We start from the raw sequence: 14,074 nt of genomic DNA, 5'->3' as shown, positions 1-14,074 counted from the left end.
GAGCGGACCAGGGAGTTGTTTTTCCCTGTGGAAAACTCGGGCCTGTGGATAACTCCTGTCACCCTCGGGAGTGATTATCCCGGAATACCCGGAATTCCCCTGGACATCAGGGGACCGGGCGGTCCAACGTCAGTTCCCGAAGCCGGACTCGTCCGAGGGCAGCTCCAGGTCGCTCTTCGCGAGCTCCTCGATGTTCACGTCCTTGAAGGTCAGCACCCGGACCTTGCGGACGAACCGGGCCGGCCGGTACATGTCCCAGACCCACGCATCCGCCATCGACACCTCGAAGAACACCTCGCCCTGCACCGAGTGCACCTGCAGCTCGTAGTCATTGGTGAGGTAGAACCGTCGCTCGGTCTCGATCACGTACTTGAACAGGCCGACGACGTCCCGGTACTCCCGGTAGAGCTTGAGCTCCATCTCGGTCTCGTACTTCTCGAGATCTTCGGCACTCATCCAGGCGTCCCCTCAACTTGTCACGTCCACCCATTGTGGACCACCGCGCTCACCCTCAGAGCCTGACCGGAGCGGCCGGCGGCCCCTCGGCCAGCAGCCGCTCCAGAAAGTCCACCAGTCCGACCGGATAGACCGTCTCGGCGGTGGCCCGCAATTCCCCGACCGTCCACCAGCGCGCCCCGAGCAGCTGGGCGTGTTCGTCCTCGCCCATGTCCGAGTGGTCCAGCACCGTCTGCTCGGTGCGGGCCAGGTGGAACCACTGTTCCTGCTCGTAGCGCCGGCCCCGATAGGAGAACGAAGCCTTGCCGTACGCCACCACCGGTCCCAGCTCCACGCCGCGCAACCCGGTCTCCTCCCGGAGTTCGCGCTCGGCGGCGTCCCGGGCGTCCTCTCCCGGTTCCAAGCCGCCGCCCGGGGTGAACCACCAGGTCACGTCGGGGACCGCCGGATCCGAGCCGTGGAAGAGCAGCAGCCGGTCCTGCCCGTCGAGCAGCAGGATCCGCGAAGCCCTGCGCCGCTGTGCCGCCATGGCGAGCCTCCACGTTCCCTTCGTCCGCCCCGGTCGCTCCCCCGATCCTGCCACCCGGCGCGGTCGTCCGGGGCGAGGTTGGGCAGAGCGGTACCGGCTCGGAACATGCCGGCCGGGATCAGGCCGCGCGGCGGCGACGGCGCACCAGGCCCGCCACCCCGCCCACCGCGCTGGTCACGAGGATCGTCGCCGCGCCTACAACGCATGCCCCGAAGGCGGGTTCCAGCGGCCCCGGGCCGACCGGACGGCTTCCGTCGACGGCCTCGAACGCCGTGGTGCCGGCCAGCAGGCCCGCCCGGCCGAGCGGAAGCACGGTGGCCTCGACCCGGGCCTCCACCTCGGAGGCCGGGACGGTCCCGCCGTCGACCTCCAGGTGGACGCGGGAGTCGAGCGAGCCGAGCCGGTTGTCGCCGAGCAGGAAGAGACGGCCGGGCGGAACCTCCACGCTGAAGGCGGCGCCCTGGGCGCCCTGCGCCTCGAGGTAGGGCTCGTCGACCGCCTTGCCGTTGACGGTCAGCCGCTGGTCGCCGGTCCCGACCGCGACGGTGTCGCCGCCGACCGCGACCACCCGCTTCACCATGAGCCGGCCGCCCCAGGCCTGGTCACGGAAGACCACCACGTCACCTCGCCGGACGTCCGCCCCGTCGGTCTTCCGGGCCAGGACGGTGTCCCCGGCCTGGACGGTGGGCGCCATCGAGGCGGTCGGGACGCCGTACGGCCGGTAGCTCGCGGCGATCACCGCGAAGCCGCCGATCAGCAGCACCAGCCCGAGGCCGAGCAGCACGCCCTGGACCACGGCCCCGGGGGCGCGCCGGCGGCGGGCGGCGGGCGGCTGATCGCCGGCCGTCCGTTCCACGACACTGCTCATCGACACCGTCCTACCCCTGACCGACCCGGAAAGACCCACGGCGGCGCGCCGGGGCCAGGAGCGGAAAACCCGGCGGGCCGTGGCACGTCCGAGCAGATTACTCGTCGGTACCACGGCCCGCGCAAGACCCGGGAGCCCCCGGCCGGGGTCAGGACCGCCGGTCGCGGTCCGGCCGGTTCCGCAGCCGACGGACCAGCGGGAGCAGGGCGACGGCGCCCACGGCACCGGCCGCGGCCGGCACCGCCGGCGCGGCCGCCGCCAGGCCCTTCTGGTCGAAGGTGTCCGGCACCGGCAGCGTCGACCAGCGGTTGACCGGCCAGGCCACCACGAAGGCACGCCCGATCACGTCGTCCACCGGAACGGCGCCGCCGCCCGGCTGGTCCATGTGGAAGCGCGAGTCGAGCGAGTCCGCGCGGTGGTCGCCCATCACCCAGATCCGGCCGTCGGGGACCTTCAGCGGGCCGAACGGCTTCGTTCCGCACGGAGTGTTGCCGGGGTAGACGTACGGCTCGTCGAGCGCGATCCCGTTGACCTTCACCGGGCCCTCGCCCTCGCACTCGACGGTGTCCCCGCCGACCGCGATGACCCGCTTGATGAGGTCCTTCTCGTTGTCGGAGGGCATCAGGCCGACGAAGCTCAGCACGTTCTGGACGCCGCGGACGAAGGAGTTGCTGCTCTCCTGGGTGGGTTCGTCGGCCAGCCAGCCGCCCGGATCGTGGAACACCACGACCTCGCCGCGCTCGGGCTCGGCACCGAACCACGGGGTGAGCTTGTCCACCAGGACCCGGTCACCGACCTGCAGCGTGTTCTGCATCGATTCCGACGGAATGGAGAACGCCTGGACGAAGAACGTCTTGATCACCAGCGCCAGGACGAGGGCGATGCCGATGAGGATCGGCAGCTCCTTCCAGAACGAACGCGGCTTGCGCTCGTTCCGCTGCGGCTGCTCCTCGGTACCGTCCGCCGGTCCGGAGTCGCCCGGGAGGGGCGGCGGGGCGTCACCCGTGCCGTCGCCGTGCCCGTCCGCGGACTGGGCTGCCGTCTCCTCGGCCGAGGCCGAGGGCGTCACGGCATCCGCGGACCGGGCCGCCCGGCCGCCGGGGCCCTCGGGCTCGCCGGCGCCTGAGCGGGCGCCGATCACCAAATCCCCCACAACGTCTCCTCCCTGCTGTGCGGACGCCCGTGCGCCCGCGCTCAGAGTGCCGCACAGCGGGCACCACGCTCCACCACCGACCGCGCCCGCCAGGACCGGCCCCGGACGGGTCCGACTGGCACTCGCACAGCCTTCGGGTGCGACCCCTCGTCACGAGCCCGGCCGCACCCAGCACTTCTCTATCACTCCCGGGCATCCGGCTCGCGGTCCCACACGCGCGGTCCGGCCCGCGACCGGGCCACCCGGGCCTACAGCCGGTCCCGCACCACCCGGCGGCCGATGAGCGGAAGGATGCCCAACACACCCATAACGAGCGGAGGTTCCTCAGGAACCGGCCCACCGCCCGCCGAACTCGGCGCGGTTCCAGCTCCCGCCGGAGCCCGCGCCACCGAGGAGAGTGAAACCGGCACCTCAAGTTGATGAACCCGGCCCGGCGGCCACGCGATCATGAACGCCCGCCCCACCACACCGCTCACCGGGATGGTGCCCTGCCCCGGATTGCCCATGTGGAAACGGGAGTCGGCGGAAACGTCGCGGTGGTCGCCCATCACCCAGAGCCGCCCCTGCGGCACCTTCACCTTGAACGGCTGCCGGGACGGCGGATTGCCCGGCACCAGGTAGGGCTCGTCCAGCGGCTTGCCGTTGAGGCTGACCCGGCCCTGCTCGTCACAGCACTCGACGGTGTCGCCGCCGACCCCGACCACCCGCTTGATGAGGTCCTGCTCGTTGTCGGAGGGCAGCAGCCCGACGAAGGTCAGCACCTGCTTGGCCCCGCGCAGGACCGGCCCGTCCGCCGAGGAGCCGTGCGCGCCCTCCAGCCAGCCGCCCGGGTCCTTGAACACCACCACCTCGCCGCGCTCAGGCTCGGCCCCGAACCAGGGGGTGAACTTGTCCACCAGCACCCGGTCCCCGACCTGGATGGTCTGCTCCATCGAGCCGGAGGGGATCACGAAGACCTGCACCAGGAAGGTCTTCATCACCAGCGCCACGATCAGCGCGACCACCACGATCAGCGGAATCTCGCGCAGCCTGGAACGCCTGCGGCGGCGGGCGGCCCGGCGGGCGGTGCGCCGACGCTCGGCGCGCCCGCGCCCGCGCCCGCGCACCGCCGGAGCCGGGACGGCGGGATCGGCCGGGACCTGATCGGCCGGGGCGGGGTCGGCAGCGACCTCTGCGGCAAACTCGGCGACGGGTCCGGCGGGTCCGGCGGGCGGACGGTCGGCGAGCCGCCCCCTACCTCTGGTCCCCATGGCCACCGGTCCCCCCTGTCGCGGCAAAGGCCGCCGGCCGGTCGACGGTGGTCCAACGCCCGACCGGGTAGACCACCCAGGCGGCCCGGCCGATCACCTTGGACTCGGGGACGAACCCGCCACCAGGGTCGCCGAGGTGGTCACGGGAGTCCCGGGAGGCGCTGCGGTGGTCGCCCATCACGAAGAGCTTGCCGGGCGGCACCACCACGTCGAAGGCCACGGCGGACGGCTCGTCCCCGGGGAACAGATAGCCGGACTCGTCGACCGGCACGCCGTTGACGGTGAGCGGGTGACCCGGTCCGGCGCTGGTGACCCGGTCACCGCCGAGCCCGATCACCCGCTTCACGTAGACCGAGTCACCGGCCGGGACCAGGCCGATGTCACGGCCGAAGGAGCGCAGCGAGGTCCAGAGGCCGGGGCGCTCCAGCGGCTTGCGCAGAAAGGAGCCCGTACCGTCGAACACCACCACGTCACCACGCTGCGGATGGCCGCCGAAGGCGTAGGACAGCTGGTTCACCACCAGCCGGTCACCCGGGCGCAGGGTGTTCTCCATCGACCCGGAAGGCACCGAGAACGGGCGCACCACGAAGGCATTCACCAGCAGCAGTACGAACAGGCAGGTCCCGGCGAGCAGCAGCAGGTCCCGCGAGCGCGAGCGCCCACCCTCGGGCTCGGGCTTCACGCCTTCACAGCCACCCTCGCAGCCGCAGCCGCCCTCGCAGCCGCCCTCATCCCCGGGGCCTTCCGCCGGAGCTGCCGCGGAAACGACCGCGGACCGCGTCGGCGAGTCCGCACCGGTGGGTGCGGGACGGCCGTCGCGGTCCGCGGGTGGTTCGTGCGTGCTCATCGGGGGCTGAGCTTACCGTGCGGCAACTCGGCCCCCCAGAGCGATCCGATCCCCCGGCAGCGCCGGGGGCCGGTGGATCAGCGGTCGCGCTTCTCCTTGATCTTCGCGGCCTTGCCGCGGAGGTCACGCAGGTAGTACAGCTTGGCGCGGCGAACCGCACCGCGGGTCACGACCTCGATCTTCTCGACGACCGGGGTGTGCACCGGGAAGGTGCGCTCGACACCGACGTTGAAGCTGACCTTGCGAACGGTGAAGGTCTCACCGACGCCGGCGCCGTGGCGGCGGATGACGACACCCTGGAAGACCTGGACACGGGAGCGGTTGCCCTCGATGACCCGGACGTGAACCTTCAGGGTGTCACCGGCGCGGAACGCCGGGATGTCGCTACGCAGCGAGGCCGCGTCGACAGCAGCGAGCTTGTTGCTCATGTTGCTCTCCATCGCAGGCGCCACGGGCCGCCCACGGAAGTCGTCACAAATGGGGTCTGCTGCGGGCCGCACCGGCTACCGACGATCCCCCCGTGGCGGGGGCGCCGAACCACGTGACCCCTACGGGAGGAGCCCAGCGACAGACAGCAGCGGCCTATTCTTCCACATCACCGGCCGCGGACCGAAATCGGCCGAGCCCCTCGTCCCAGGCGAGGCCGAGCACCGAGAGCGCCTCGCGGTCCTTCTTGTCGAGGTCGGCGTGCCGCCAGCGCGCCACCAGGTCCGGCCGGTTGGCCAGGGTGCGGGAGAAGGCCTGATCACGACGCCAGCGGGCGATCCTGCCGTGGTTCCCGCTCAGCAGGACGTCCGGCACCGTACGGCCGCGCCACTCGGCGGGCTTGGTGTAGACGGGGCCCTCCAGCAGGTCGGCCATCGCGCCGGGCGCGAAGGAGTCGTCCCGGTGGGACTCGGCGTTGCCGAGCACGCCGGGCAGCAGCCGGGCGATCGCCTCGACCATGACCAGCACGGCGACCTCGCCGCCGGCCAGCACGTAGTCGCCGATCGACGCCTCGACCACCGGCATCCGGGTGGCCGCCTCCTCGATCACCCGCCGGTCGATGCCCTCGTACCGGGCCGGGGTGAACGCCAGCCACGGCCGGCCGGCCAGCTCCTGCGCGAGTTCCTGGGTGAACGGCCGGCCGCTGGGGGTGGGCACCACCAGGGTCGGCACCTCCCCCGCCGGCCCGGCGGCTAGCACCGCGTCGAGGGCCTCGCCCCACGGCTCGGGCTTCATCACCATGCCCGGGCCACCGCCGTACGGGCTGTCGTCGACGGTGCGGTGCACGTCGTACGTCCAGTCGCGCAGGTCGTGGACGTGCACGTCGAGCTGGCCGCGGGCGCGCGCCTTGCCGACCAGCGAGATGTCCAGCGGCTCCAGGTACTCGGGGAAGATCGACACGACGTCGATCCGCATCCCGTGCCGTACGGCGGCCACCCCTGCCTCAACGGACACGACGGTCTCAGCGGTCTCAGCGGCCCCGACGGTCTCAGCGGCCTCAGCGGCCCCGACGGTCTCAGCGGCCTCAGCGGCCCCGACGGTCTCAGCGGCCTCAGCGGCCTCAACGGACCCCGGGGCCTCCCCGGCCGTCACGGCGTCGCCGGCGGCCACGGTCTCCTCGGAGCTCACTGCGACTCCTCCCCGGTACCCGCGACCTCGGCCCGGTCCGGGTCGATCAGCCCGGGCGGCGGGTCGATGACGGCGCGCTGGTTCTCCAGGTCGATGGTCGGCACGATCCGCGAGACGAACGGCACCAGCACATCCGTCCCGTCCGCCTTCTTCACGCTGAGCAGGTCCTGGTAGGGCAGGTGGATCACCTCGGTGAGCTCACCCACCGGGGTGCCGTCGAGCAGCACCACGTCCAGACCGATCAGCTGGTGGTCGTAGTACTCCTCCGGGTCCTCCGGACGCTCCTCCGGGTCGACCTCGGCGATCAGGAGGGTGCCGCGCAGCGCCTCGGCGGCGTTGCGGTCCTTGACGCCGGCGAACCGCAGCAGCAGCCGCCCGCTGTGCACCTTGCCGGACTCGACGGTCAGCGGACCGGCCGAGGCCGGGTCGGTGAGCAGGACCGCACCGGGGCCGAGGCGGAGCTCGGGCTCGTCGGTGCGAACCTCGACGCTGACGTCCCCCCTGATGCCGTGGGCGCGGCCGATCCTGCCGACGACGAGCTGCACGGTGATCGTTCTCCTGGATGAGTGCTACGGAGTGTTACGAAGTGCTATCGGACGCAGCGAACGTGCTGTGCGGACGCTGCGAGGGTGCCGGTGAGAACGGCGAAGGCCGGTCGGGACGACATGCGTCCCGACCGGCCTCGAAAACCCTGACGGCTGAACGAGCAGCCTGGTCAGCGAATGTTGTCCACGTCGACCAGGTCGACCCGGACGTTGCGACCGCCGAGGGCGCCGACCACGGTGCGCAGGGCGCGCGCCGTGCGGCCTCCCCGGCCGATCACCTTGCCGAGGTCATCGGGGTGCACCCGCACCTCGATGGTGTTGCCCCGACGCAGGTTGCGCGAGCGCACCTGCACCTCGTCGGGGTGCTCGACGATGCCCTTCACCAGGTGGTCGAGGGCGTCCTCGATCACGCTCAGGCCTCGGCGGCGGCGTCGGCCTCAGCCTCGGCCTTGTCCGACTTCTTGGCCTTCGGGGTGATGGCGACACCGGTGGTGGCGTCCTCGAAGCCGGCGACGGCCTTGGCGAACAGGTGCGAGAAGTCCTCGACCTTCGGCTCGGCGACCTTCAGCGGCTCCGGAGCCGGCAGGCCCTTGAACTTCTGCCAGTCGCCGGTCAGCTTCAGGATGGCGAGCACCGGCTCGGTCGGCTGGGCGCCGACGGACAGCCAGTACTGGGCGCGGTCGCCGTCGACCTCGATCTTCGAGGGGTTGTAGGTCGGCTGGTAGATGCCGATCTCCTCGATCGCGCGACCGTCACGCTTGGTGCGGGCGTCGGCGACGATGATGCGGTAGTGCGGGGAGCGAATCTTGCCGAGACGCTTCAGCTTGATCTTGACTGCCACGGGAGTGGAATCTCCTGGTGTTGACGTGGGTGAGCGGCCGCGCCCTCGCGTGGGGTTGCGCGGTGGGCCGTTCAAGGGACACGCCAGCCGAAGGAGAGAGGGGTCCTGCCCGGCTGCCGAGTACTCAGCGGTCCATTCTGCCACACGGGGCGCCGACCCCCGAAAACAGGTCGACCGGGAGCCCCCGCTCCCGGTCAGCCCAACACGCACCTACGCGGTGCACCTCACTGGCAAATCATCGATGGATCGGATGGATCTGGTGGTTCATGCGATCCGTACGGGATACCGCACTGGATCGTTACTGGGTCACTACTGCGTCGCCCCGGCCGGGCCACTGCCCGCAAAGCCGCCCGCCGGTTCCCCTCGGTTCCCCGAGCCGTGAGGCTCCCCGAGTTGTGCGACGAGTCGCGAGCCGGGCTACGCGATCTTGAACGGCTGCTGGCACGCACCGCAGACGATGGACGCCTGCGCGAGCACCGACGGCACGACCCGGACGTTGCGCCCGCAGCCGCAGACCGCCTTGACCCGGACGCCGCCCCCGGAGGAGCCGTGCCGCGCCGCCGGTCCGCGGAAGGCGCGCGAGGCCCCTTCGCCGGCCACCGCCTCCTGGTGCGCGCCGAGGGCGCGGTCCAGGCGTTCGATGGTCTCGGCGTACCGCTCGCGGGTCTCCTTGAGCATGGTCACCTGGGAGAAGCCGCTACTGGCGTGCGGTTCGACCGGGTGCGCCAGGCCCAGCTCGGAGGCCAGGAGCAGGAAGCGCCGGTTGTGGTAGCGGCCGGCCCGCGAGGTGTCCCGGATGTCCCGGGCCGCGGCCAGACCATGGGCAGCCTCGTGGAGGAGCCGCTCGAAACCGAGCCGGGTGCCACAGGCCGAGGAGGACTCGCCGATCAGCGCCTCGGGCGAGGCGAGGTCGGGGAGGTCCTGATGGTAGGCCTGGATGTCACTCCAGGCGGCGGCCAGTTCGGCCGCGAGAACGAGGGGCTGTGTCGTGCTCACGCTAGACCAACGATGGAGCAGGAGCCGATGTTCCGCGTGTTCCGGTTCCCCGGGAATTCCCAGGAAACTCTCAGGAATGTGCGACTACGCGCGAAATGCGCGTTCCGGATCTGACGCAAGACCAACCCCCTGCCGGTTTGGGCCCGCCGCCGCGGCGGGCGCCTCGTCATTTCCGTCCGGGGGGCGGGCTGTCGCCCCCAGGACGTACGGCCCGTGGTCCTGTCGAGTTGACAGGGCCACGGGCCGTACACCGTACCGCTATTCCGTTAATACTGGCAGTTGACCGGCCAGTAGGGATGTCGGCATGTGAGACATACGCGGAACAAGGCCGGTCACCGGGCGTACGAATTTCCCGTCAGGCAGGTCGACAACCGTCAGAACGCGTCACCGCACCTCGTTTTACGGCAACATCCTTCGTGATCGTCCCGCATCCGGGAAGTCCACCGAACGGTCAGTAGGCGCGCGCGACGAGCGCGACGTTGCCCTCCTGGTCGTCCGTCTGCGGCACCGAGCCGTCGGCGGCCACGATGCAGCGCACCGAGACGCCCTGCTCGGCCAGCTTGGCCTCGCCCTCCGCGCCCAGCTCGGCCCAGGAGATCCGGCCCCAGCCGGTGGCGGCGGCCTCGACGGCCTCCTCGATGGTCTTCACGTCGACCGTGCGGGCCTCGCGGCGCTCGCGCGACTGACGCAGCAGCAGGGCCTGGTCCTCCTCCAGGATTCCGGGGACGGTCGCGGCCAGGCCGTCGATCGAGACCGGCTCCTTGCCGCCCGGAATCCGGCGGGCCAGCATCGCGGTGCCGTTCTCCAGGTCGCGCGGGCCGACCTCGATGCGCAGCGGCACGCCCTTGAGCTCCCAGTCGACGGCACGGCGGCCGAACGGGGTGTCGGTGCGGTCGTCGACGACCACCCGGACGCCGGCGGCCTCCAGTGCGGCGCCGATCTCGCGGACCTTGGCGATCACCGCGTCGTCGCCCTTGATGGCCAGGACCACGGCCTGGACCGCGGCCAGCCGCGGCGGGACGCGCAGACCGCTGTCGTCGCCGTGGGACATGATCAGGCCGCCGAGCATGCGGGTCGAGACGCCCCAGGAGGTCTGCCAGACGTACTCGCGCTCGGCGCCCTGCAGCTGGTAGGTGGTGTTGAACGCCTTGGCGAAGTTCTGGCCCAGCTCGTGGCTGGTGCCCAGCTGCAGCGCCTTGCCGTCGCCCATCATGCCCTCGAGGGTGAGGGTGTTGATGGCGCCCGCGAAGCGCTCCTTGGCGGTCTTGCGGCCGAGCACGACGTCGATGCCGAGCACGTTGGTCATGAAGTCGCCGTAGACCTGGGTGTGGATCATCGACGCGTAGTCGCGGGCGTCCTCGTAGGTGGCGTGGGCGGTGTGGCCCTCCTGCCAGAGGAACTCGGTGGTGCGCAGGAAGACGCGCGGGCGCAGCTCCCAACGGACCACGTTGGCCCACTGGTTGATCAGCAGGGGCAGGTCGCGGTGGCTCTGCACCCACTTCGAGAAGTACTCGTTGATGATCGTCTCGGAGGTCGGCCGGACCACGACCGGCTCGTCGAGCTGCTTGCCGCCGCCGTGCGTGACCACCGCGAGCTCGGGGGCGAAGCCCTCGACGTGCTCCGCCTCCTTGGTCAGGTAGGACTGCGGGATGAACATCGGGAAGTAGGCGTTCTGGGCGCCGGCCTTCTTGATCCGGGCGTCCATCTCCTGCTGCATCCGCTCCCACAGACCGTAGCCGTACGGTCGGATGACCATGGTGCCGCGCACCGGACCGTTGTCGGCCAGCTCGGCCTTGTTGATGAGGTCCTGGTACCAGCGCGGGAAGTCTTCCGCCTGGGGGGTGAGAACGGGTGCCTTAGCCATGGGCGAATCGTACGGGGAGCGGGCCCCCGACTTCGAATCCATTCCCCCCGGCGACCCGCCCGGGGGCGCACGACCCCGACACGCGCGCACCACCCCGCACCCCTCTGGACGCCGCGCCCGAGCCGCTGTTCGCTGGAGTGGGGGCGGGACGTCGAGGGGGGCCGGAGCAGCACACCGAAGGACCGGATGGGAGGCCGCGATGGCTTCAGCGCGGGTGACCGGCACGACCGCAGCACCCCCCGGCGCAGGGCGCACCGCCGCCCGGGCCCGGGACTGGGCGGAGATCCAGGAGCGGATGCTGGTGCCGCTCTACGAGGCCGTCCACGACCGACTGGAGGTCGGCCCGGCGACCAGCGTGCTGGGCCTGGGCTGCCGCTCGGGCCTGGCCCTGCTGCTGGCCGCCGGCCGGGGCGCGCAGGTGGCCGGGCTGGAGCCCGACGACGCGCTGCGCGGGCTGGCCGCGGAGCGCCGGCTGCCGGTCCGCGCGCACCACCGGCCGGGGGCGGACGTCGCCCGCTCGGCCTACTCGCTGGTCACGGTTTTCGAGCAGCCGCCACCGGGCACCGAGCCGCGCCGCACGGTGGCCGCGGCGGCCCGGCTGGTCCTGCCCGGCGGGCACGTGGTGCTGGCCGCCTGGGGGCCCCGGGGGCGCTGCGAGAGCGCGGCCGTGCTGGACGTCGCCCGGCGGATGGCCCGGCGCAGCGCGGCGCGCGACCCGTTCGAGCTGAGCCCGCCCGGCGCGCTGGAGGACCTGCTCGCCGGGACCGTGCTGCGCCCGGCCGGCGGCGGCCGGGTCGGCTGCCCGTTCGCCTACCCCGACCTGGAGAGCGCGCTGCGCGGGCTGCTCGCCACCGGGCTGTACGACGCGGCGGCGGAGTTCTCCGGGCCGGCGCTGGTGGCCAAGGAACTGGAGGAATCGCTCCAGCCGTACCTGCGGCCGGACGGCTCGGTGCGGATGGCGAACGTCTTCCGCTACCTGATCGCCGAACGGCCCCGCTGAGAGGGCCCTGCCGAGAAGACCCGCCGAGAAGGCCCCGCTGCGAAGACCCCGCTGCGAAGGCCCCGCTGACAACAACCCCGCGGGAAGGCGCACGCGACAAGGAGCGCGCAGGAGAAGAGGCGCGCGCCACCACGGCGCGCGCCCCTCACCCGGCGACGGCGGGGCCCTCAGGCCTGGTCGAGCGCCTTCCGGGGCACCCCCGCCGCCCGGTAGGCCGCCTCCTCGTCCAGCGTCTCCGCCTCCAGCAGCGCCGCCGCCAGCGCGTCCAGCCGGGCCCGCTCCTCGGTCAGCAGCCGCACCGCCTCGCCGTAGCACTCCGCGACGATCCGCCGGGCCTCCTCGTCCACCGCGTCCAGCGTGGTCGGCGCCGCGGAGAGCCCGTAGGCGCCCTGCGGGTCGGACGGGACGGCGGTGAGCCGGCCGACCCGCTCGCTCATGCCCCACCGCCCGGCCATGCCGCGGGCGATGCCGGTGACCTGCTCCAGGTCGCTCTCCGCGCCGGTGGTGATCACCCCGTAGACCACCTGCTCGGCGGCCATCCCGCCGAGCGCGCCGATGATCCGCCCGCGCAGGTAGGGCTCGGTGTAGGAGTACCGGTCGGTCTCCGGGGTGGAGAGGGTGACGCCGAGGGCTCGGCCGCGCGGCACGATGGTGACCTTGCGGACCGGGTCGGCGCCCGGCTGGAGCATGCCGAGCAGGGCGTGGCCGCTCTCGTGGTAGGCGGTCCGCTCCCGTTCGGCCCGCGGCATCACCAGCGGCCGGACGGCGCCGAGCTGGACCTTCTCCAGCGCGTCCGAGAGGTCGCGGTCGTTCACCGCGTCCTGGCGGCGCTTGACCGCGATCAGGGCGGCCTCGTTGACCAGGTTGGCCAGTTCGGCGCCGGTCATCCCGGGGGTGACCTTGGCGAGCCGGTTCAGGTCGGCGTCACCGGCCAGCGGGACCTCCCGGGAGTGGATGCGCAGGATGGCCGCCCGGCCGTCGCGGTCGGGCGGGCTGACGGTGATCCGCCGGTCGAAGCGGCCGGGGCGCAGCAGCGCCGGGTCGAGCACGTCGGCCCGGTTGGTGGCGGCGATGACGATGACGCCCTCGGAGCCGGTGAAGCCGTCCATCTCGGTGAGGATCTGGTTGAGCGTCTGCTCGCGCTCGTCGTGGCCGCCCATGCCGCCGCCGCTGCCGCGCTGGCGGCCGATGGTGTCGATCTCGTCGATGAAGACGATCGCCGGGGCGACCTTGCGGGCCTCCGCGAACAGCTCGCGCACCCGGCTGGCGCCGACGCCGACGATCATCTCGATGAACTCGGAGGCGGAGGCGGAGAAGAAGGGCACGTCCGCCTCGCCGGCCACGGCCCGGGCCAGCAGGGTCTTGCCGGTGCCGGGCGGGCCGCTGAGCAGCACGCCGCGCGGCATCTTGGCGCCGAGCCGGCGGTACCGCTGCGGGTTCTTCAGGAAGTCGACCACCTCGGTGAGCTCGGCCTCGACCTCGTCGATGCCGGCCACGTCGGCGAAGGTGGTGCGCCGGCCGGCCTCGGCGGTGACCGGTTTGGGCGGGGCCTTGCGCCCGAGCGCCCCGCCGCCGAGTCCGCCGGCCATCCGCCGGGCGAGCAGCACCCAGATCAGGACCAGCAGCAGCATCGGGGCCAGCGAGATGAGCAGGTTGGCGAGGAAGCTGCGCTGCTGGACGACCGGTTCGGCGGTGACCTCGACGCCCTGCTGCTGGAGGGTGGCCCAGAGGTCGTCCCCGGCGAACACCGGCCGCTGGGTCTTGAAGTCGGTGTACGTCCCCTTGTCGCCGTCCGGCTTGGGCTCGGCGTTCTTCAGGGTGCCCTCGATCGAGTCGCCCTTGGAGTAGATCTTGGTGACGTTGGCCTTGTTCAGCTGGTTGTTGAACTCGGTGTAGGAGATCGTGGTGGCGCCGTCGGGGCCGAAGAAGGACAGCAGCAGGTCGCTGATCAGGAACACCACGAGGGCGGTGAGGATGAGGCCCGTCCAGCCGCCGGGCATCTTGCGCCGCGGGGGCGGCGGGGGTGGGGCGCCCTCGGACCGCCACGGCTGGTCGGGGGTCTGGCGCGGTGGCACGGGATCAGTCACCCATCGGACAATACGGACATCCGC

Annotated in this window: 15 protein-coding genes; 1 reads left to right on the top strand and 14 read right to left on the bottom strand. The window is 72.1% G+C overall.

The genetic code is table 11. The features are described 5' to 3' along the window. Positions 1-129 precede the first annotated feature (129 nt). The 13 genes from ACFZBX_RS31585 to proS form a co-directional block, all read right to left on the bottom strand. Complete coding sequence (locus ACFZBX_RS31585) at positions 130-456, bottom strand: DUF2469 domain-containing protein (protein ID WP_030056781.1); 327 nt, start codon at positions 454-456, stop codon at positions 130-132. A 55-nt stretch (positions 457-511) separates the two neighbouring features. Then, on the bottom strand, positions 512-985 hold the full coding sequence (locus tag ACFZBX_RS31580) for an NUDIX hydrolase (protein ID WP_391537225.1): 474 nt from the start codon (positions 983-985) through the stop codon (positions 512-514). Positions 986-1,103: 118 nt separating this feature from the next. Continuing rightward, on the bottom strand, positions 1,104-1,853 hold the full coding sequence (gene lepB, locus ACFZBX_RS31575) for a signal peptidase I (RefSeq protein ID WP_391537224.1): 750 nt from the start codon (positions 1,851-1,853) through the stop codon (positions 1,104-1,106). A 148-nt stretch (positions 1,854-2,001) separates the two neighbouring features. Next, positions 2,002-3,006 carry a signal peptidase I gene (lepB, locus tag ACFZBX_RS31570; protein WP_391537223.1) on the bottom strand — a complete coding sequence of 335 codons (1,005 nt, stop codon included), beginning with the start codon at positions 3,004-3,006 and terminating at the stop codon, positions 2,002-2,004. 248 nt (positions 3,007-3,254) lie between these two features. Then, positions 3,255-4,256 (bottom strand): signal peptidase I, encoded by a 1,002-nt coding sequence (gene lepB, locus ACFZBX_RS31565; protein WP_391537222.1) that lies wholly within the window; start codon positions 4,254-4,256, stop codon positions 3,255-3,257. Then, positions 4,240-5,103: a signal peptidase I gene (gene lepB, locus ACFZBX_RS31560; RefSeq protein WP_391537221.1), complete on the bottom strand. Its 864-nt coding sequence runs from the start codon at positions 5,101-5,103 to the stop codon at positions 4,240-4,242. Before lepB (ACFZBX_RS31560) ends, lepB (ACFZBX_RS31565) begins: the two co-directional genes overlap by 17 nt. A 77-nt stretch (positions 5,104-5,180) precedes the next feature. Further along, the gene (rplS, locus tag ACFZBX_RS31555; RefSeq protein WP_063347674.1) at positions 5,181-5,531 is read right to left on the bottom strand and encodes a 50S ribosomal protein L19; all 351 of its coding nucleotides are present in this window, start codon (positions 5,529-5,531) and stop codon (positions 5,181-5,183) included. 154 nt (positions 5,532-5,685) lie between these two features. Beyond that, on the bottom strand, positions 5,686-6,504 hold the full coding sequence (gene trmD / locus ACFZBX_RS31550) for a tRNA (guanosine(37)-N1)-methyltransferase TrmD (RefSeq protein ID WP_391537248.1): 819 nt from the start codon (positions 6,502-6,504) through the stop codon (positions 5,686-5,688). 209 nt (positions 6,505-6,713) lie between these two features. Then, positions 6,714-7,262 (bottom strand): ribosome maturation factor RimM, encoded by a 549-nt coding sequence (gene rimM / locus ACFZBX_RS31545; RefSeq protein WP_391537220.1) that lies wholly within the window; start codon positions 7,260-7,262, stop codon positions 6,714-6,716. A 170-nt stretch (positions 7,263-7,432) separates the two neighbouring features. Next, positions 7,433-7,672 (bottom strand): RNA-binding protein, encoded by a 240-nt coding sequence (locus tag ACFZBX_RS31540; RefSeq protein ID WP_030056773.1) that lies wholly within the window; start codon positions 7,670-7,672, stop codon positions 7,433-7,435. Positions 7,673-7,674: 2 nt separating this feature from the next. Next, positions 7,675-8,103 carry a 30S ribosomal protein S16 gene (gene rpsP, locus ACFZBX_RS31535; RefSeq protein ID WP_344337896.1) on the bottom strand — a complete coding sequence of 143 codons (429 nt, stop codon included), beginning with the start codon at positions 8,101-8,103 and terminating at the stop codon, positions 7,675-7,677. Between the two features lie 417 nt (positions 8,104-8,520). Continuing rightward, the gene (locus tag ACFZBX_RS31530; RefSeq protein WP_030306744.1) at positions 8,521-9,099 is read right to left on the bottom strand and encodes a hypothetical protein; all 579 of its coding nucleotides are present in this window, start codon (positions 9,097-9,099) and stop codon (positions 8,521-8,523) included. A 451-nt stretch (positions 9,100-9,550) separates the two neighbouring features. Continuing rightward, positions 9,551-10,963, bottom strand: a complete 1,413-nt coding sequence (proS, locus tag ACFZBX_RS31525) for a proline--tRNA ligase (RefSeq protein WP_391537219.1) — start codon at positions 10,961-10,963, stop codon at positions 9,551-9,553. Between the two features lie 199 nt (positions 10,964-11,162). Between proS and ACFZBX_RS31520 the strand changes: the two genes are divergently transcribed. Next, positions 11,163-11,963 (top strand): SAM-dependent methyltransferase, encoded by an 801-nt coding sequence (locus ACFZBX_RS31520; RefSeq protein ID WP_391537218.1) that lies wholly within the window; start codon positions 11,163-11,165, stop codon positions 11,961-11,963. 167 nt (positions 11,964-12,130) lie between these two features. Here ACFZBX_RS31520 and ftsH read toward each other — a convergent pair whose 3' ends face one another. Next, a complete protein-coding gene (gene ftsH, locus ACFZBX_RS31515; RefSeq protein WP_391537217.1) occupies positions 12,131-14,050 on the bottom strand; it encodes an ATP-dependent zinc metalloprotease FtsH in 1,920 nt (639 codons plus the stop codon). Positions 14,051-14,074: the final 24 nt, after the last annotated feature.

Origin of the sequence: Kitasatospora sp. NPDC008115 (assembly GCF_042957205.1) — a bacterium.
Lineage (GTDB): Bacteria > Actinomycetota > Actinomycetes > Streptomycetales > Streptomycetaceae > Kitasatospora.
Note: the sequence above shows the minus strand (reverse complement) of the source record. Positions and strands in the feature narration are given on the sequence as shown.